This window comes from Phytobacter diazotrophicus, assembly GCF_052061655.1.
GTDB lineage: Bacteria > Pseudomonadota > Gammaproteobacteria > Enterobacterales > Enterobacteriaceae > Phytobacter > Phytobacter diazotrophicus.
Genome location: NZ_CM125428.1, coordinates 2,817,988 through 2,836,663, shown reverse-complemented (window position 1 = coordinate 2,836,663; position 18,676 = coordinate 2,817,988). Strand labels below are relative to the sequence as shown.

Below are 18,676 nucleotides of genomic sequence, written 5' to 3'. Positions count from 1 at the left end.
ATAAAAAAAGCCAGCCGGTGGCATACCTGGCTGGCTTTTATTTTTACACGTCAGATTATTTCGCGGTTTCTTCTACAAGCTCAGTGGGAGCAGCGGTAGCGTCAGCCACGACCGGCGCGGTGCTGTGAATTTCCGCTACGCGTTTACGCACACCGAACCAGCCAATCACCAGCAGCACAATCAGCAGTGGGAGACAACCGATGGTCAGGGTACCGTTCGGGTAGTCAAACGCCATCAGAACCAGCACAGAGAAGAGGAACATCAGCGTTAACCAGGAGGTGAACGGTGCCCCAGGCATTTTAAAGCTGACTTCCGCCGCTTTGCCTTGTTTGATGGCTTTGCGCAGACGCATCTGGCAGAGCACGATAAAGCCCCACGACGCGATGATGCCCACAGACGCCTGGTTAAGAACGATTTCAAACACCTGTGCCGGAACCAGATAGTTCAGGAACACGCCCACAACGTAGACCGCCAGGGTCGCGAGGATCCCCGCGTACGGTACGTGCTGTTTGTTCATTTTGGACATGAACTTAGGCGCGGAACCCCCCATCGACATGGAACGCAGGATACGCCCCGTGCAGTACAAGCCGGAGTTCAGGCTCGACAGCGCAGCGGTCAGGACCACGATATTCATCACGTCGCCCATGTACGGCACGCCCAGTTTGGAGAAGAAGGTCACAAACGGACTCTGCCCCGGTTGATACGCCATCCACGGCAGCAACAGAACCAGCAGCACCACGGAACCAACGTAGAACAGGCCGATACGCCAGATAACGCTATTGATCGCTTTCGGTACGGTTTTTTCCGGGTCTTTACATTCACCGGCTGCGGTACCGACAAACTCGATAGAGGCAAAGGCGAAAACTACGCCCTGGATCAGGACCAGCGCAGGGAGCAGACCGTGGGGGAAGAAGCCGCCATTATCGGTGATCAGATGGAAACCCGTCGCGTTGCCGTCCAGCGGTTTACCGGAGCCCAGGACAATAGTCCCGACAACCAGGAAAGCGACAATGGCCAGTACTTTGACCAGCGCGAACCAGAACTCCATTTCAGCGAACCACTTCACGCCGATCATATTCATGGTCCCGACGATGGCGAGCGCACCAAGGGCAAATACCCATTGCGGTACATCGCCAAACGCACCCCAATAATGCATATATAACGCAACGGCGGTGATATCCACGATACCGGTCATCGCCCAGTTTACGAAATACATCCAACCGGCGACGTAGGCCGCTTTTTCACCCATAAATTCACGGGCATACGAGACGAAACTGCCGCTGGAAGGGCGGTGTAATACCAGCTCACCCAGTGCACGTAAGATGAAGAAAGAGAAAAGACCACAAACCAGATACACGATCGCCAGTGATGGCCCCGCCATCTGCAGACGCGCTCCGGCGCCTAAGAATAACCCCGTTCCGATTGCGCCGCCGATAGCGATCATCTGTACGTGGCGGTTGCCCATCGCTTTGTTATAACCCTCCTCGTGAGAGTTTAACCAGCGTCGTTTCGCGGCCTGATGCTCCGCCGCGTTGTTGTTGGTTGTTTTCATTGCGTTACCCGTTGACCTGTCTGAATCTTTTGGAACTTCCTCGACCCCACAGAGCAGCAAGACAATCGTTTGCTCTGTTGGGAAAGCGTTCTGTCTTTTCAATCATTCTACGTATGAATAAGACACAACATGGCGCAGCATCCTACCTGCATTTTTTTGGCGACGCAAAACATACCAGACGAAAAAACGATGGGTATGAGTTGAATTTGTGACGTAAGTGTTACTTGACAGTTTAACTGATTCAATATGGCGAAAAAGACGGCAGAAATGACTAAGCATGCAAAAGGAAAGACGATGTCAGCGAGGTTGCACGGCACAGGGGAATACGGGCTTATTCATAAGCGCAAATAATGACTACCGTCCCTCTGTGGGGGCTACTTTGCAAATTTTTTGCTTATTTAATGTAAATTAATTGTTTCACAAGGCCGTAAGCCCATTCCAATAATGCAGACATGTTACCCAATAAGAGCGTGCTGCATGTCTTATCGTCTGAGTTTGCTGGATAAAAGCCCGATTGCGGAAAATGAAACCGCACAGGATGCACTGAACCGTACGTTACAACTGGCGCAACAGGCTGAAAGAGGCGGCTTTCACCGCTTCTGGATTGCGGAACACCACAATACATCCCAACTCGCCAGCCCATCCCCTGAACTGCTTATCGCCTGGATTGCCGGACAAACGCAGCGGATCCGCATCGGCTCCGGCGGCGTCATGTTGCAACACTACAGCCCCTATAAAGTCGCGGAAAACTTCAACGTGCTGGCTTCTCTGGCTCCTGGCCGTATCGATATCGGTATCGGTAAAGCGCCGGGCGGACTGCCTCTGTCCACACGCGCATTACAGCGAGGATTGAACCCGGAAGATAAGGGGAGTTTTGCCGACCAACTCGGTGAGCTGGATAACTGGCTTAACGCGAAGCAGGCTACTGCCGATGCGGAATCTCTGGCGGCCACGCCGCTTCCCACAGAACGTGCGCAGGGGTTTCTGCTCGGCGCGAGCCTTGAGAGCGCGCGCCTGGCGGCGAAACTCGACTGGAATTTCGTTTTTGCGGCCCATCTCAATGGTGACAGAATATTGCTACGTGACGTTGTCACGCTATGGCGAGCGCTAAGCCAGCGCGACCTGATTGTCGCCGTGCAGGTTATTGTGGCCGACACGCAAAACGATGCCGAACGGCTGGCGCAGCAGGTGGAGATTTGGGGTGTTGAACTGGAAAACGGTCAACGGGTCAGCGTTGCCAGCGAAGCCCAGGCACAGGCCTTCGCGCGTCAGGCCGGAAGTCCGGCGGTACGAATTTTCCGCCGGGAACCGTCGCTGATTAAAGGCAGTGCAGAAACTGTGCTGGCCGGGCTGGATGCGCTGGCAGCGGAATTTGGCGTGGATGAGTTCATTCTTGATAACCCGTTGGTTGACCCCAATGCGCGTATTGCTTCATTGCGCCTGCTGAGTGAATCCTGGCGGCAGAGCACGGTTATCCAGGAGGTGGCGCAATGAGTTTTGCTCAACAATTGATTGACTGGCGGCGTGAGTTGCATCAGTACCCGGAACTGTCTTTACAGGAGTTTGAAACCAGCCGCCGGGTAAGCCACTGGCTGGAAAATGCCGGGCTGCGCTTAGTACCCACCACTTTGCCTACGGGCGTGGTCGCGGAGGTGGGCAGCGGCGACAAGGTGATTGCTCTGCGTGCGGACATTGATGCCTTACCGATTGAAGAGGCGGTCGATGTGCCTTATGCCTCGCGCAATAAAGGGGTGATGCATGCCTGTGGCCACGACATCCATACCAGTGTCATGCTCGGCGCGGCACTGTTGCTAAAAGAGAAAGAATCCGCTTTACCGGGACGCGTGCGGCTGATCTTCCAGCCTGCGGAAGAGAATTTCGGCGGCGCAAAGCGGCTCATTCAGGCAGGCTTGCTAAACGGTGTCAGCGCTATTTTTGGCATGCACAATGAGCCTGGCCTGCCCGTGGGCACGTTCGCCACGCGCGGCGGTCCGTTTTATGCCAACGTTGACCGCTTTGTCGTGCAGGTTGGCGGTAAAGGGGCGCACGCCGCGCGTCCCCATGAAGGTAATGACGCCATCCTGCTCTCCAGCCAGCTTGTGGTCGCGCTACAAACCATCGCCAGCCGGAATGTGGATACCCTGGATTCGGTGGTATTGAGTGTTACCCGGATGCAGGGCGGTAATACCTGGAATGTGCTGCCGGAGCAGGTCGAACTGGAAGGCACGCTGCGTACCCACCGCAGTGAGGTGCGTGAAAAAGTGAAGGTGCGCGTCAATGATATCGCTGCCGGACTGGCCCGCGCCTTTGATGCAGAGATCACCGTGCGCTGGTTCGAAGGCCCATCGGCGCTGGTTAACGATGAACGCTGGGCCGCCTTTACCCGCGACGTTGCGGACTGGCACGGCTATGACACGCAGGTCGCACAGTTGCATATGGGCGGGGAAGATTTTGCCGTCTATCTCGAACATATTCCCGGCGCGTTTGTCAGTATTGGCAGCGCCAGTGAATATGGCTTGCATCATCCGTCGTTTAATCCTGATGAAGCATTAATTGAAGACGCCGCGCGCTATTTCGCGTTGCTGGCTGAAAAAGCCTTACTCCAGCCATAACGGAATAAAACAACCTGGGGCGACAGCTCCGGGGAACCTGTTGCCTGAAAATGAGGATGGATTATGTCACAAGCTCGTCAACTGCGCCTTGGCACCATATTGCATGGCGCATCCGGAAATATGTCCGCGTGGCGACACCCGGCAGCCAAAGCCGACGCCAGTATTAATTTTGCTTTTGTTCAGGAAACGGCATTAAAAGCCGAAGAGGGAAAACTCGATTTTTTATTTGTCGCCGATGGCTTATATATTAATGAAAAATCCATTCCTCATTTTCTAAACCGTTTTGAACCCATCACCGTATTATCGGCACTGGCGAGCGTCACCCGCCATTTAGGGCTGGTTGGCACGTTATCGACCTCCTATAGCGAACCTTTTACCGTGGCGCGTCAGTTTGCCAGCCTCGACCATTTAAGCAACGGGCGCGCGGGCTGGAACGTCGTCACCTCGCCGCTGGAGGGCTCGGCAAAAAACTTTTCTCGCCAGCAGCACCCGGAACATGCGCTGCGTTATCGCATCGCCGATGAATATCTGGACGTGGTGAAAGGACTTTGGGACTCCTGGGAAGAGGATGCTTTTATTCGCGATAAAGCGACAGGGCAATTCTTTGACCCGCAAAAACTGCATACGCTTAATCATCGTGGCGATTTTTTTCAGGTCGCCGGGCCACTGAATATTGGCCGCACGCCACAAGGACGACCCATTATATTTCAGGCGGGCGCATCTGATGATGGCAAGAAATTAGCGGCACGACACGCCGATGCGATTTTCACCCACCACGAGACGCTCGACGAGGCCAAACATTTTTATCGCGATGTCAAAGCGCAACTGATTAAAAATGGCCGTCGCGAAGATGAATTACATATCTTCCAGGGCGTCAGCGTGATTGTCGGTGATAATGCGCAGGACGTTGAGCAGCAATATCAGACCACCGCAGCGCTGGTCTCCATTCAGGATGCGCTCAATTACCTTGGCCGTTATTTCGAACACCACGATTTTAGTCAATACCCGCTGGATGAACCTTTCCCGGACATTGGCACTCTGGGGCAAAACAGTTTTCGCAGTACCACCGATGAAATCAAACGTCATGCCCGTGAGCGCCACTTAACGCTGCGTCAGGTGGCGCTGGAGGCGGCCTCACCGCGCCCGCGTTTTGCCGGCACCCCGGAGCAGGTGGCAGACGGCCTGCAACAGTGGTTCGACGAGCGGGCAGCCGACGGTTTTATCATCCAGGGCGGTACGCCGGATACCTTCCCGCGCTTTGTCGATACCGTGGTGCCGATTTTGCAGTCTCGCGGTCTGTTCCGTAAGGCCTATCCCGGCACGACCCTGCGCGAAAGTCTTGGCTTACAACAACCTGCGAATCAATTCACAAAACAATAAAGAGAATACGCTATGCAGAAATCATCGCTTCTCCTCGCAGTGACACTGGCGTTCACGCCGCTGGTCTGGGCCAATGACGTCACGATTAACGGCACCGGCGTTAGCCTTGAAGCCAACAAAACGCCCATTAACACGCCGCGCAATGCCGACGCGGTGGCCCGCTTGCCGAAAGATTATCATCTGGCGGTACCGGGCAAATTTACGGTGGCGGTGGCCGCCCTTAACTCGCCGCCGCTGACGGTCTTTTCTGATGACAACAAAACCCTGCTCGGCAGTGAGGTGGATATCGCCCGTCTGGTTGCCGACAGCCTCGGTCTGGAACTGAATGTGGTGCCGACCTCCTGGGAGGACTGGCCACTCGGGGTGACCTCCGGCAAATATGATGCGGCAATCAGCAATATCACCGTCACCAAAGCGCGCAAAGAGAAGTTTGATTTCGCCACCTACCGCAAAGATTCCCTCGGCTTTTACGTGAAATCCAGTAGCCCGATCAAAGCCATTGAGAAGGCAGAGGACATCGCCGGGTTGCGTATTATCGTCGGCTCCGGCACCAATCAGGAGGCCATTCTGCTGGCATGGAATGCGGAAAACGAAAAGAAAGGGCTCAAACCGTTCACCCCTGTCTACACCAAAGATGATGCCGCCCAGACGCTGGCATTGCAGTCCGGTCGTGCGGATGCCTTCTTTGGCCCGAATGTGATTGGCGCCTGGAAAGCCGCGCTGACCAATAAAACCCGTCTGGTAGGCAGCGTGGACGGCGGCTGGCCGAAAGCGGCGCATATTGCGGTCACGCTGAAAAAAGGCAGCGGCCTGGTGGAGCCGGTACAGGTTGCGCTTAATGGCGTCATTAAAAATGGCGACTACGAAAAAGTGCTCAATCGCTGGGGTGAGGGCGTTGAGAAGATCCCGACCTCAGAAATCAACCCCGCCGGATTGGGCGACTAAGGAGGCGCAGATGAGCGAACGTTTCCGTGATATCTCCCCCGACGCACCGGAATTACAGCCCGTGATAGCCGGTCTGTTTGGCGAATATGCCGCCCGTTATGGCGATTATTTTTCTAAAGATGCCGAGGTGGAACTGACGGAGTGGTATCTGCCTCCGCAGGGGCTATTTATTGTGCTGGAGCGTGACGGGGCGATTATCGCCACCGGCGCGTACAAACCGAAAGATGCCCACACGGCGGAAATCAAACGCATCTGGACACAACACACCCTGCGCAAGCAGGGGCTGGCCAGTAGAGTGGTGGCCGAACTGGAACGGCGCGCGGTGCTGGCGGGCTACAGCCGCATCTTTCTGACCACCGGCTTTCGTCAGCCGGAAGCGGTGCAGCTCTATCTTCGCCAGGGGTATGAAGCGCAGTTCGATCTGACGCGCGACCCGGAGGAGTACAGCCAGCCACCGTTCGATGGCCGCCTGCGGTTTACCAAGACCTTAGCGGTCGACACGCTCAGTAAAACTGCCTGAGGGATAAACATGAAAACGACAGAGTCTATCAAAGTCGTCCCGGCACGCTACCCAATGCGGATCGTCGGGGCTGTTATCGCGTTGATCGTACTGGCGATTGTGGTCCAGTCCGTCGCCTTTAACCCACGCTGGGAGTGGCGCGTTTTTGCCCGCTGGTTCTTTGATCCCGTGATCCTGGAAGGTCTGGGTCAGACGCTGTTATTAACGCTACTCGGTACGGCATTAAGCGTTATCTTTGGCGGCGTGCTGGCGCTGGCGCGGTTGTCCAGCTCCTGGCTGTTGAGCAGCCTGGCGTGGAGCTATATCTGGCTGTTTCGTTCACTGCCGCTGATTGTGGTACTGATTATTCTCTACAACTTCTCTTATCTCTACGACACGCTGACGATTGGTATTCCGTTTACGCAACTGAGCTGGGCGCACTACGAAACGGTGAATGTGCTGGGGCAATTTTCCACGGCGGTGGTTGGCCTGACGCTGGTGCAAAGCGCCTATACTGCGGAAATCATTCGTGGTGGTTTTTTAGGGGTCGATCACGGGCAGTATGAGGCCGCCGCCGCATTAGGGCTTCCTGCCTGGCGACGCACCCTGCGCATTATTCTGCCGCAGGCGCTGCGGACCATTTTGCCGTCCGGTTTTAATGAAATTATCAGCCTCGCTAAGGGAACGGCGATGGTCTATGTGCTGGCGATGCCGGAGCTGTTCTACACCATTCAGATGATCTACAACCGCACCCAGGAGGTGATCCCGCTACTGATGGTGGGTGCCGTGTGGTATCTGGTGATCACCAGCGTGCTGTCGGTGATTCAGCATCTGGTTGAACGCTGGCTGGCGCGCAGCGAACGTCGCTCCGCCGTCAATTCCCGCCGGGTGCGGGCTACGACACCTGTCCGTGTCGCGCAACCACAGGAGCCGATTCATGCCAGCCTCTCTTAATGGTCATATTTCGATTACCGGCGTCAGCAAATATTTTGGTCGCCATAAGGCGCTGGATGATGTGTCGCTTGAGATCCCTCCAGGCACCGTGACCGTGATTCTCGGACCTTCCGGCTCCGGCAAATCGACGCTTTTGCGCACCATTAATCATCTGGAGCGTGTCGATGAAGGCTTTATTCAGATTGATGGCGACTATATTGGCTATCGCCGCAAAGGGGATAAGCTCTATGAGCTGAAAGAGCGCGAGATCCTGCGCCAGCGGGTAAACGTGGGCTATGTGTTTCAGAACTTCAATCTGTTCCCGCACCTCACGGTACTGGAAAACCTGATTGAAGCGCCGATAGCCCATCAGCAGCTCAGTCGCAAAGAGGCCATTGAGCAGGCGTATCAGTTGCTCGATGTGGTAGGGCTACGCAATAAAGCGGATGCCTGGTCACGCCATCTTTCCGGCGGGCAGCAGCAGCGTATTGCCATTGCCCGCGCGCTGGCGCTGCGCCCACGGGTAATGCTGTTCGATGAACCCACCTCTGCGCTGGATCCGGAACTGGTTGGCGAAGTACTGGATGTCATCAAAAAGCTGGCCCGTTCCGGTACAACCCTGGTAGTGGTTACGCACGAGATCGGTTTTGCCCGCGAAGTCGCGGATCAGGTGGTGTTTATGGTAGATGGCAAAATTGTGGAGCAGGGCGACAGCGACACTGTGCTCAACCATCCTCAGCACCCAAGGACAAGACAGTTTTTATCGAAGGTGTTGTGAGAGACGAAAATGCTGCTTCGCCGGATGCGAAGCAGCGTACGTTTATTCTCAGGCGGCGGAAGGCGTAAGTTGAATACGCTCCAGCGAACCGACAATAAACAGATAAGAGAACAGGCCAATTAAGCCCATCGATCCCACATACAAAATGGCGTAATCAAACGACTGGGTACTGGAGAGAATCACCCCAATCACCAGAGGCGTAATAATACTGGCCAGGTTGCCGCACATATTAAAGACGCCACCCGCGATGCCCAGCACTTCTTTCGGCGAGGTATCGCTCAGTACGCACCAGCCTAAATTACCGAAGCCTTTAGCGAAGAAGGCCAGACTCATGGCGGCAATGACCACCACTTCTGACTGGGTGTAGTTTGCCACCACAATCACACAGGAGAGCAACATGCCGCAGATAACCGGGAATTTGCGCGCAGTGGTCAGGCTGTAACCGCGTTTTAATAACCAGTCAGAAAACACACCGCCCATCAGGCCGCCAATAAACCCGGCGATCGCCGGAATACTGGCAATAAACCCGACCTTGAGAATCGACATCCCTTTTGCCTGATATAAATAGGTTGGAAACCAGGTCAGGAAGAACCAGGTAATAGACGTTACGCAGAACTGACCGATATACACGCCGATCATCATGCGATTCACACAGACGCTTTTGATCTGAGCAAGGGAAATCTTTTCCGATTTCTTCGCATTACCCAGTTCCGGTTCGCCGCCGCCTTCGCGGATATAATCCAGCTCCTGCTGGTTGATTTTCTTGTGTTGTAGCGGGTCGCGAATTTTCGCCAGCCAGACAATTCCCAGCACCACGCCGATAGCGCCTATGTAATAGAACACATAGTGCCAGCTCATGTTATGCAGGATAAGCGTCATCAGCGGCGTGACAATCCCCAGCGAAATGTACTGTGCGGCCTGATAAACCGCCGTCACGAAACCGCGCTCTTTATTGGGGAACCACTGCACACTCAGGCGGCTATTCGCCGGAAAGGCCGGTGCTTCAATCGCCCCCATTAGCAGGCGCAAAATAACCAATACAATTAACGGACTGGCAAAAAGATAAATTGTTCCCTGAAACATGGTGACGATTGACCAGCCAATTAACGCGCAGCCATAAACAAGGCGCGAACCATATTTATCCAGCAGCCATCCGCCGGGGATTTGCATAATGACATACGAAATACCGAATGCCGAAAAGGCCAGTCCGAGTGCTTCTGGATCAAAACCTAATTCTTTACTCATGATAGGGGCGACCACTGAAAGGGTCGCGCGGTCAGCATAGTTAAATACCGTAGCCAGAAATAAGAAAATAAGAATACCGTGGCGCACGCTGGTGCGCTTAATAACATTACTCATAATCGATTCCTCGACGAGGTTTCCCCCGACGTGTGTATTAAACGGGAATGGCCCTGTCGGCTATTTACTCCGTGGCGTTGACCGAACGGACAAGCAGGCCAGCCAGCGGCAGCACGCGGTTGCTATGGCAGAGTGGGTACGTTGTCTCTTGGCATAAGATGGCGCCAGTACAGGCACTCAAGGTCATGGAACACTCCTTTTCTTTATGTATGTTTGCGCTAACATTTATATAAAAATACCCAGAGCGGATCCATAATAAATGTATAAATGTGCCCTCGCGATCACATATATTCTGCAATTTCTTATTTATGGGTAAAATTAAAAGATCTTAATCGGCTGCTGTTTTTTAAAGGCGAATGGATAAGCGTAATAAATATATTTAAAAGGGCGAGCAGGGATAATATCAGGATGTTGACGCAACCTGTGACTGTAGCGGGTTATTTATATTGCGTGCACGAGAAATAAAAACCGCTGCTCCGTCGGGAGTACAATAATATGGCGAAACAGCGGGGCATAAATATGCCAGTCTTCATGCTGCAATAAATAAAGACGGGAATATCTCCCGTCTTTATGACCTGTTACGGACGTTTGCCAAATTCACAGCTTAGTTGAGTCCAGGCGCGCGCTTGTTCACTCAGCGTGAAGCCCAGCCCATGACGGTCGGAGACGTACATGCGGCCATCGCGCAGTTCAAGCTGCTCATTAAACAGCGGGTTCAGCCATTCGAAGTGCTCCAGCCACGGCTCAAGCGGGTAGGCGGCAGAGAGGTGCAGGTGCACTTCCATGGCAAAGTGCGGGGCCAGTTTACGGCCATGCTTCGCGGCCAGATCCATGATTTTGAGGAACGGAGAGATACCGCCAACGCGTGGGGCATCCGGCTGAACGAAGTCGCTGGCGTTGCCCAGAATAAGCTGTTCGTGTTCGCGGAAACTGGTCAGCATTTCACCGGTCGCGATGGGCGTATCCAGTGCGGCGGCCAGTTGGGCGTGGCCTTCCACGTCGTAGGCGTCCAGCGGCTCTTCAATCCAGATCAGATTAAACTGCTCCATTTTACGCCCCATGCGAATGGCGGTCTCGCGGTCCCATTGCTGGTTCGCGTCAACCATCAGCGGGAAATCATCGCCCAGCGCTTCACGCACGGCGGTCAGACGACGGATATCCTCTTTGGTGTCCGGCTGACCGACTTTCAGTTTGATACCCCCGATGCCATTTTCACGGGAGATCACCACGTTTTTCAGAACCTGATCCAACGGTGTGTGCAGGAAGCCGCCGGAGGTGTTGTAGCACTGCACGGAATCACGGTGAGCACCGAGCAGTTTTGCCAGCGGCAGACCGGCACGTTTTGCTTTCATATCCCAAAGCGCGATGTCGATAGGGGAGATGGCCTGTACGGCCATACCGCTACGGCCTACGGATGCGCCAGCCCACAGCAGTTTGCTGTAAATTTTGTCGATATCGTTCGGGTCTTCGCCCAGCAGATTATCGGCAATTTCTTTGGCGTGAGCATAGATACCCTGGCCGCCTGCACGTTTCGAGTAGCTGAAACCGACGCCTTCGAAACCGTCACGGCTGCGAATTTCCGCGATGATAATGGCAACTTCGGTCAGCGGTTTCTGACGACCGGTCAGCACTTTCGCATCACTTACGGGGGTAGCCAGCGGCAGGAACGCGAGGGAGAGTTTTACCCACTCGATACGGTCGCCGGTTTCGGCAGCAGTTTTAACACCCTGCGCTTTGGCATAGGTTACAGCAGCGGAATTCGCACTTACGGTCATGATTGACTCCTGTGAACGGTAATAATGTTTGCGCTAACATTTTTAATTCAGTTGAGAATAGACCGCCAGCATTTTGCCGTCAATATGTACAATCGATCACAATAAGAGAGGTCAAAGAGGGATTTTATCCGTGCTGGTTCACACTTCAAAACAGTTTGTGAAATTGTCTAACTTTAAATGATATCGCTAACATTGCGGTATAATTCTGTTCTTAATCTACTGATTTTAAAGCTGATTAAAATAATGAGAGAGAAGCGAATTCAGCTAACAAATCGCTTATAATCCCTGTCACAAAAAGAAGCCGTTGTGAGTTTACATGTCGAAAACCTCTCGTCCTGTGCCCCCCAGGGCCCCCACATTAGAAGATGTCGCCCGCGCGGCGGGGTTGTCATCAATGACCGTCAGCCGGGCACTGAACACCCCGCAACTGGTGCGTCCTAAAACCGTGGAAAAAGTGCTCGCGGCGGTCAAGGCCACCGGCTACATCCCCAACGCGCTGGCGGGGGGGCTGGCGTCCCGGCGCAGCAAACTGATTGCCGTTGTGGTCCCGCAGATCAATAACAGCATGTTTGTCGATACCATTCAGTCGATAAGCGATGAGCTGGCGGTACGCGGTTATCATATGCTGCTGTGTGTGGCGGGTTACGCCCAGCAAACGGAAGCGGAGCTGGTGGCTACGCTCTTATCACGTCGTCCGGACGGTATTGTCCTCACAGGGATCCACCACTCAACGGAATTAAAGCGTGTGATCCTCAATGCCAGCGTACCGGTGGTAGAAATCTGGGATCTCACCCCCACGCCGTTGGATATGCTGGTGGGCTTTTCCCATGAAAAAGTGGGGGAGGCGACGGCGGATTATTTGCTGCGTAAAGGCTATAAACGCCCCGGCTTGCTGTGGACGGTGGATAATCGTGCGGCGCTGCGTAAAAGCGGACTGTGCGAGACGCTGGCGCGTAATGATATTCGCGAGCCCGCTTTTGTGGATGTCTCGCTCCCGGCGCGTTTCGCCTCGGGGCGGCAGGGGCTTCGCGATTTGCTGAAAAGGGGCAGCTTCGATGTCATTGTTTGCAGTTCGGATACCCTTGCTCAGGGGGCGATTGTCGAAGCGCAGGCCAGCGGATTACGGGTACCACAGGATCTGGCGGTGATTGGCTTTGGCGATCTGGATTTTGCCGCCGATACCCATCCCTCCATCACAACGGTCAGCGTCGACAGGCAGGTTATCGGTCAACGTGCCGCTACGCTGCTGGCGGATCGCATCGAAGGGCTGCCTCAGCAAGAAACCATTGTGGATATTGGATTTCATTTTGTAGAAAGAGATTCGGCATAACACTATGAAAATTAATGTGATCGGCACTAGCGGCAGCGGTAAAAGCACGCTTTCGCGGCGGCTGGCCGCGCAGCTTAATGTGCCGTATATCGAAATGGACAGGCTTTACTGGCTGCCGGAGTGGCAAGGGCGCAGTGATGAGGACTTCTACGCATTGTTAGAAGAGGCGCTGAATGCCACACCAGGCTGGGTACTGGACGGCAATTACAACCGATCGCGTCCGATCAAATGGCGGGATGTCGATCTGGTTATCTGGCTGGATTATGGTTTCTGGCGTACCCTGCGCCAGGCGGTGCTTCGGGTGATTCGCCGGGCATGGCAGGGAAAAGAGCTGTGGCCTGGCACCGGCAATACGGAAAGTTTCCGTCGCGCATTCTTAAGCCGCGAGTCAATCCTCATCTGGACATTAAAAACCTGGCGCCATAACCGGGTGCGTTACGCGGCCGATATGGCCAACCCGCAGTATCAACACATCCGCTTTGTGCGTCTTACCAGCCCACAGCAGGTCGACACCTTTCTTGCCAGTTTGACGTAGACTTACTGTTCACTCGCAAGAAAGGAGGTCATATGATCACCGTTTATGGCGCACCCGGCTGGGGTTCAGCCATCAGTGAGCTGATGCTGACGCTGGCGGATATCCCTTATCAGTTTGAGAATGTTGAAGGGTTCGATTCGCCGGGGCATAACCAGGAAAAATTGCTGAAACTCAACCCGCTTTGCCAGGTGCCTACGCTGCAACTTGACGATGGCAGCATCATGACGGAATCGGCTGCCATTGCGTTAATGATCCTCGATGAACACCCGCATCTGGCGCCGCCGACGGGCACGCCTGAACGTAATCAGTTCTGGCGGCTGTTGGTCTGGCTGGTGGCAAATGTTTACCCGACATTCACCTATGCCGACTATCCCGAACGCTTCGTTCCCGGTGCGGCGCAAGAACTGCGCGACCACTGTATCGCGTATCGTAAATCACTCTATATCTGGCTGGAACAGCAGTTACACGCCACGCCGTACGCGTTTGGCGAACAGCTAACGTTGTTGGATATCTATATCTGTGTAATCAGAACCTGGGGGCCACGGCATGACTGGTTTAAGGAAAACACGCCGAAAATCAGCGCGATTGCCGATGCGGTTTGCGCGCAACCCAGGCTGCAGTCCGTTTTGCGCCGTAACGACATTATTTGATAACTGACGTTTTTTCAGTGTGGTAGGTTGGTTGTCCCACTATAAGGAGCACACCATGCCACATGTTGATATCAAATGTTTTCCCCGTGACCTGAACGATGAGCAAAAAACCGCGCTGGCAGCCGATATCGCCGATGTGATCACCCGTCATTTAAGCAGCAAAGACAGTTCCATCAGCGTCGCGTTAACCGAAATCGACCCGGATGCGTGGAAAAGCGAAGTATGGGAGACGGAAATCGGGCCGCAGATGGACACACTCATTAAGAAGCCCGGTTATCAGATGTAATAGCTTGCGGGGAAATGTCTGCACACGCTTTTCCCCTCAACCCAGCCCTCTCCCAAAAAGGGGCCAGGGGGACGTAGCCGTGATAAGGCGTTTACGCCGCATCCGGGAATTGTCCCCGGTGGCGCTGCGCTTACCGGGGCGAGTTTCAGGTTAACCCGGAACTTTTATCGACTTGCCGCTCGTGACGAAATTGCCGCCACCCAGATGGTGGATGGTGTTTAACTGGTCATCATCAAACTGCCAGTGGCCGTTGCTAAAGGCGCGTTCATCCGCAGCGGCGGAGACCACCTCACCAAACAAAGTGTCATACTTTTCCATTGCGGCTGTAGGCGGCAACAGGCGGCATTCCATCCACGCCAGACATTTTTCCTCTACGACCGGCAGCCCCAGTACCGGGCCAGCGATGGCCGGAATACCGTAACAGTTGAATTTATCCTCTTCGCGACCGCTAATGCTGCCCACCGCCCAGGTCCAGCGGGTGGCCGCCACGCCCGGCACCACAATGCCGAACATACCGCTGCGTTCAATCAGTTCACGCGACCAGGCGCTTTTGTCCACCACGATCGCGATGCGGGCGGGGGAAAATTCAACGGGCATTGACCAGGCCGCCGCCATGACATTGCGACGGTCGATACTCTCATCACGGCTGGTAATCAGTATGGTCGGGCCGTGATTCAGCAAGCGGCTGGCGTGATCCAGCGCCACCGGACGGAAAAAACTCATAAGCCACTCCTTCGTTCTGTCGTGCAGGAATTAAAGCACAGATGCCCGGTACTCACACCGCGCATTGCATGTTTATCCCGCACAGAAACAATCTTCAGGCCATTATTCTCTGTGCCCGTACAGTTATTGACCTCAGGCAAGCTCAGATGCAGCATGGAAATGCAGACAACAACATAATAAATGGAGAATTATCAATGGATACAGGGCTTCGTCTTCATCCCCAGCGCTTATACCATTTTATCGAGAAAATCCTGCACTATGCGGGCAGCGAACCACAGGAAGCTTGCCTTGTTGCGGAACATTTGCTGGCGGCAAACCTTGCCGGACACGATTCTCATGGCGTAGGGATGATCCCGAGCTATGTTCGCTCCCTTGAACAGGGCTACCTGCAACTCAACCGCCATGCCAGCGTGGTGAAAGATATGGGCGCGGTGGTCACCCTGAACGGCAATCAGGCTTTTGGTCAGGTCGCCGCGCATGAGGCTATCTCACTGGGCATTGAAAAGGCCCGACAACATGGCCTTGCTGCCGTTGCGCTTCACAATTCTCATCATATCGGACGTATTGGTTACTGGGCCGAACAGTGTGCCGCAGCCGGTTTTATCTCCATCCATTTTGTCAATGTCGTGGGCGATCCGATGGTGGCCCCGTTTGGCGGAAAAGACAGTCGGTTCGGAACAAATCCTTTTTGCGTAGTTTTCCCCCGGGAAGGGCAATCGCCCCTGTTACTGGACTACGCAACCAGCGCTATTGCATTTGGAAAAACGCGCGTGGCTTACCACAAAGGCGTGCCGGTGCCCGATGGGTGTCTTATTGACGCGCAGGGGCTTCCCACTAACGACCCGGCGGTTATGCATCGTTCGCCGCTGGGGTCACTGGTGACGTTTGCGCAACATAAAGGCTATGCGCTGGCGGCACTGTGCGAAATTATGGGGGGAGCCTTATCCGGCGGACAGACCACCCATCAGGGCTCTTTGCAGGCCAGCGTCGATGCTATTTTCAACTGTATGACCACCATTATTTTAAACCCGGACATGTTTGCCGCGCCGGATATGCAGCAACAAACGCAGGCTTTCGTTGAATGGGTAAAACAGTCGCCGCATAGCAATGACGAGCCGATTCTGGTGCCTGGCGAGTGGGAAGAGAACAACCGCCGTCTGCGTAAGGCGCAGGGGATTCCGTTGGATCCGGGGAGCTGGCAGGGGATTTGTGCGGCGGCAGTGCGGGCCGGGATGCCGCAGGATGAGGCCGATCGCTTGCAGGCAGAATGTGAGCAAGTGACACTGTAACAAAATGGCTGCGCGCGCTGCCGCGCAGCCGTCATATCAGGAGGAAAGGTGCGTCTGAGGTGCGTTGGCATTGCGGGCGACCACAATCTGGCCGCGCCCCTGTTCTTTTGCCATATAAAGCGCAAGGTCCGCTGCCCGGATCAGATTTGCCGCCCGCGCATGCTGCGGCCAGGTAGCCAGACCGATAGAGATCGAAACCTGCCCGATATCATGCGACTCATAAAATATGCGATGGTCCAGTACGCTTTGCAGTAATCGTTCAGCCAGTTTTTTGGCATCGGTCTCGCTGGTATCCGGCAAAATAATCAGAAACTCCTCGCCACCGTAGCGGAAGGCAATCCCGTTATCGCCCACCGTGTCCTGTAACAACCGGGCAATGTCGCGCAGCACTTTGTCACCCGCTTCATGTCCGTGGCTATCATTTAGCTTTTTAAAGTAGTCGATATCGATCATCAGGCAACTCAGCGAGGTTCCGTTTGCCATCGACTGATCAACCAGACTGCGAAGGGTCTCATCCAGATTATGGCGATTACGCAACCCGGTCAGCGAGTCATGGGTCGCTTTTTCTGTCAGGGTATCGCGCAATATCTGATTTGCCAGCGCAAGCGCGATGGTCTCTGCCATCAGTTCCAGATAGGCGTAGGTCGGCTCTTTCTGCTGCTCATTATCGAAGGTGAGCAGGCCGATAATCTTGTTTTGCGCGATTAACGGAACACAGATGGCCCGTGCAGCCACCTCCGGCACAAGATGTTCGCAGGGCATATCTACCGAATCGTGCGACGGGCAGTGCAGTTGTCCACGTTTTAATGCCCAACAGGCATCGGGGGTAAAAGGGGTATCCTCGCCGGGCGGCAGGAGCCAGCGCGCTGCGCATTTCATGCGGTTTGTCCGCGAATCCAGAATGTAGAGCCGTCCCCCCATGTCCGGTATGATTTTCGGCGCAAAACGGCCAACGACTCTGACAATGCCTGCATGGGAGTCGCAGCCCTGTAGACGTTGCGTCATCCTCGCCAGCAAAGTGCGCGAAGCCCACTCGGCATCGCGTTCTTGCTCCAGACGCTGTCGGGCAAGACCGTTCTCACGAAAAATATGGATGGCCTGCGCCATATCGCCAATTTCATCTACCTGCGCCAGTACCGGTGTTTCCACCGCATAATCCTGTGTTGCCAGCCGGTTCACCACGTCGCTCAGCGTGACCACCGGGCGCAAGATGCGGTGTTTGATAATAAACCCAAGCACAAATAAGAAAAGCAGGGCGGTAATCGCTACCATGACCTCTGACACCGTGCGTAGCCGTTGCGATAGCGCCGTCGCTTCGGCAATGACGCTCGCAGTGCGTTGGTCCGACAAACTGCGAAAATGGGCAAAGCGGTATTCGGCCTGATCAAGCTGGTCTTGGTACTGCTGACCAAAGATGATATTCATGCCTTCATTAAAATTACCCGCTTCCACTGCGGATACGGCAGCACGCTGCTCATCTTCAAGTTGATCAAAGACCTTAAGTCCATCCCGGAGGATCAGTATTTCTGCTGACGTTGCGCCGTTATCATGTAGACCCAGCAGATGGTTTTCGAACTGGACATCGGTCTCCAGCATTTGTCGCCAGGCCTTGATGTTCTCCGGCTGCCGTTTCACCACCGCCTCACGGGCAAGATCACTCAACGCATAAGCTTCTCGTTCCAGGTCATCGGTCAGCGTATCGAAAAGACGGCTCTGTGCGACGGCTGCACGTTCAGCACGATCCGCACTTGAGGCGCTGAACAGTGCAACGCCGGAAGAGAGTGTCAGAACAACGGTTGCGATGTATGCAAAATTTGTGATCGTTGCGATACGCACGTAATCACCTTTTTATATTAGGGAAAATCAGGAGAGATCTTCTAAGGGTTTACTATTCTTATATATAAATCAAGACGCAACATTACCGTAATTTATACGTCACATTTCCTGCCTATAGTCAGCCGCATCAAATCCCAAAGAGGATAACAATATGTATGCTCCCCTGACGTTCGTGCAGGTGGACGCGACCCGTT

General features: G+C 54.3%; 15 protein-coding genes and 1 pseudogene. 11 read left to right on the top strand and 5 right to left on the bottom strand.

Going from position 1 to position 18,676, the window contains the following annotated elements; all coding sequences use genetic code 11:
* Positions 1–55: 55 nt before the first annotated feature.
* On the bottom strand, positions 56–1,552 hold the full coding sequence (gene ansP / locus ACS0RQ_RS13900) for an L-asparagine permease (protein ID WP_039079082.1): 1,497 nt from the start codon (positions 1,550–1,552) through the stop codon (positions 56–58).
* A 477-nt stretch (positions 1,553–2,029) separates the two neighbouring features.
* Here ansP and ACS0RQ_RS13895 point away from each other — a divergent pair, with 477 nt between their 5' ends.
* From ACS0RQ_RS13895 to ACS0RQ_RS13870, 6 genes and pseudogenes are all read left to right on the top strand, one after another.
* Positions 2,030–3,046 carry an LLM class flavin-dependent oxidoreductase gene (locus tag ACS0RQ_RS13895; RefSeq protein ID WP_271850421.1) on the top strand — a complete coding sequence of 339 codons (1,017 nt, stop codon included), beginning with the start codon at positions 2,030–2,032 and terminating at the stop codon, positions 3,044–3,046.
* Positions 3,043–4,164, top strand: coding sequence for an amidohydrolase (locus ACS0RQ_RS13890; protein WP_334633244.1), 1,122 nt, complete (start codon positions 3,043–3,045; stop codon positions 4,162–4,164). The genes ACS0RQ_RS13895 and ACS0RQ_RS13890 overlap by 4 nt, the downstream gene beginning before the upstream one ends.
* Positions 4,165–4,227: 63 nt before the next feature.
* Positions 4,228–6,489: pseudogene (locus ACS0RQ_RS13885) on the top strand (NtaA/DmoA family FMN-dependent monooxygenase).
* Between the two features lie 10 nt (positions 6,490–6,499).
* The gene (locus tag ACS0RQ_RS13880) at positions 6,500–7,009 is read left to right on the top strand and encodes a GNAT family N-acetyltransferase (protein ID WP_107223090.1); all 510 of its coding nucleotides are present in this window, start codon (positions 6,500–6,502) and stop codon (positions 7,007–7,009) included.
* Positions 7,010–7,018: 9 nt separating this feature from the next.
* On the top strand, positions 7,019–7,942 hold the full coding sequence (locus ACS0RQ_RS13875; protein ID WP_334633247.1) for an amino acid ABC transporter permease: 924 nt from the start codon (positions 7,019–7,021) through the stop codon (positions 7,940–7,942).
* Positions 7,926–8,699: an amino acid ABC transporter ATP-binding protein gene (locus ACS0RQ_RS13870; RefSeq protein ID WP_039079075.1), complete on the top strand. Its 774-nt coding sequence runs from the start codon at positions 7,926–7,928 to the stop codon at positions 8,697–8,699. The genes ACS0RQ_RS13875 and ACS0RQ_RS13870 overlap by 17 nt, the downstream gene beginning before the upstream one ends.
* Positions 8,700–8,747: 48 nt before the next feature.
* Here the strand turns inward: ACS0RQ_RS13870 and ACS0RQ_RS13865 are convergent, their stop codons facing one another.
* Together ACS0RQ_RS13865 and ACS0RQ_RS13860 are read right to left on the bottom strand one after the other, a co-directional pair.
* Positions 8,748–10,058: an MFS transporter gene (locus ACS0RQ_RS13865; RefSeq protein ID WP_071194157.1), complete on the bottom strand. Its 1,311-nt coding sequence runs from the start codon at positions 10,056–10,058 to the stop codon at positions 8,748–8,750.
* A gap of 578 nt (positions 10,059–10,636) precedes the next feature.
* Positions 10,637–11,833 carry an L-talarate/galactarate dehydratase gene (locus tag ACS0RQ_RS13860; protein ID WP_039079073.1) on the bottom strand — a complete coding sequence of 399 codons (1,197 nt, stop codon included), beginning with the start codon at positions 11,831–11,833 and terminating at the stop codon, positions 10,637–10,639.
* A gap of 316 nt (positions 11,834–12,149) precedes the next feature.
* Here ACS0RQ_RS13860 and ACS0RQ_RS13855 point away from each other — a divergent pair, with 316 nt between their 5' ends.
* The 4 genes from ACS0RQ_RS13855 to pptA are packed head-to-tail and all read left to right on the top strand — an operon-like array spanning position 12,150 to position 14,634.
* The gene (locus ACS0RQ_RS13855; RefSeq protein WP_271850423.1) at positions 12,150–13,163 is read left to right on the top strand and encodes a LacI family DNA-binding transcriptional regulator; all 1,014 of its coding nucleotides are present in this window, start codon (positions 12,150–12,152) and stop codon (positions 13,161–13,163) included.
* A gap of 4 nt (positions 13,164–13,167) precedes the next feature.
* A complete protein-coding gene (locus ACS0RQ_RS13850) occupies positions 13,168–13,698 on the top strand; it encodes an AAA family ATPase (RefSeq protein ID WP_271850424.1) in 531 nt (176 codons plus the stop codon).
* 32 nt (positions 13,699–13,730) lie between these two features.
* Entirely contained in the window at positions 13,731–14,348 is a 618-nt protein-coding gene (locus ACS0RQ_RS13845; RefSeq protein WP_107223093.1) for a glutathione S-transferase family protein, read from the top strand.
* 55 nt (positions 14,349–14,403) lie between these two features.
* Complete coding sequence (pptA, locus tag ACS0RQ_RS13840) at positions 14,404–14,634, top strand: tautomerase PptA (protein ID WP_271850425.1); 231 nt, start codon at positions 14,404–14,406, stop codon at positions 14,632–14,634.
* Between the two features lie 150 nt (positions 14,635–14,784).
* On the opposite strand, the gene ACS0RQ_RS13835 is transcribed toward pptA, so the two are convergent.
* Positions 14,785–15,357 (bottom strand): flavin reductase family protein, encoded by a 573-nt coding sequence (locus tag ACS0RQ_RS13835; RefSeq protein ID WP_039079068.1) that lies wholly within the window; start codon positions 15,355–15,357, stop codon positions 14,785–14,787.
* Between the two features lie 194 nt (positions 15,358–15,551).
* On the opposite strand from ACS0RQ_RS13835, the gene ACS0RQ_RS13830 reads away from it, so the two are divergent.
* On the top strand, positions 15,552–16,646 hold the full coding sequence (locus ACS0RQ_RS13830) for a malate/lactate/ureidoglycolate dehydrogenase (RefSeq protein ID WP_271850426.1): 1,095 nt from the start codon (positions 15,552–15,554) through the stop codon (positions 16,644–16,646).
* 36 nt (positions 16,647–16,682) lie between these two features.
* Here the strand turns inward: ACS0RQ_RS13830 and ACS0RQ_RS13825 are convergent, their stop codons facing one another.
* Complete coding sequence (locus ACS0RQ_RS13825; protein ID WP_271850427.1) at positions 16,683–18,482, bottom strand: diguanylate cyclase; 1,800 nt, start codon at positions 18,480–18,482, stop codon at positions 16,683–16,685.
* Positions 18,483–18,676: the final 194 nt, after the last annotated feature.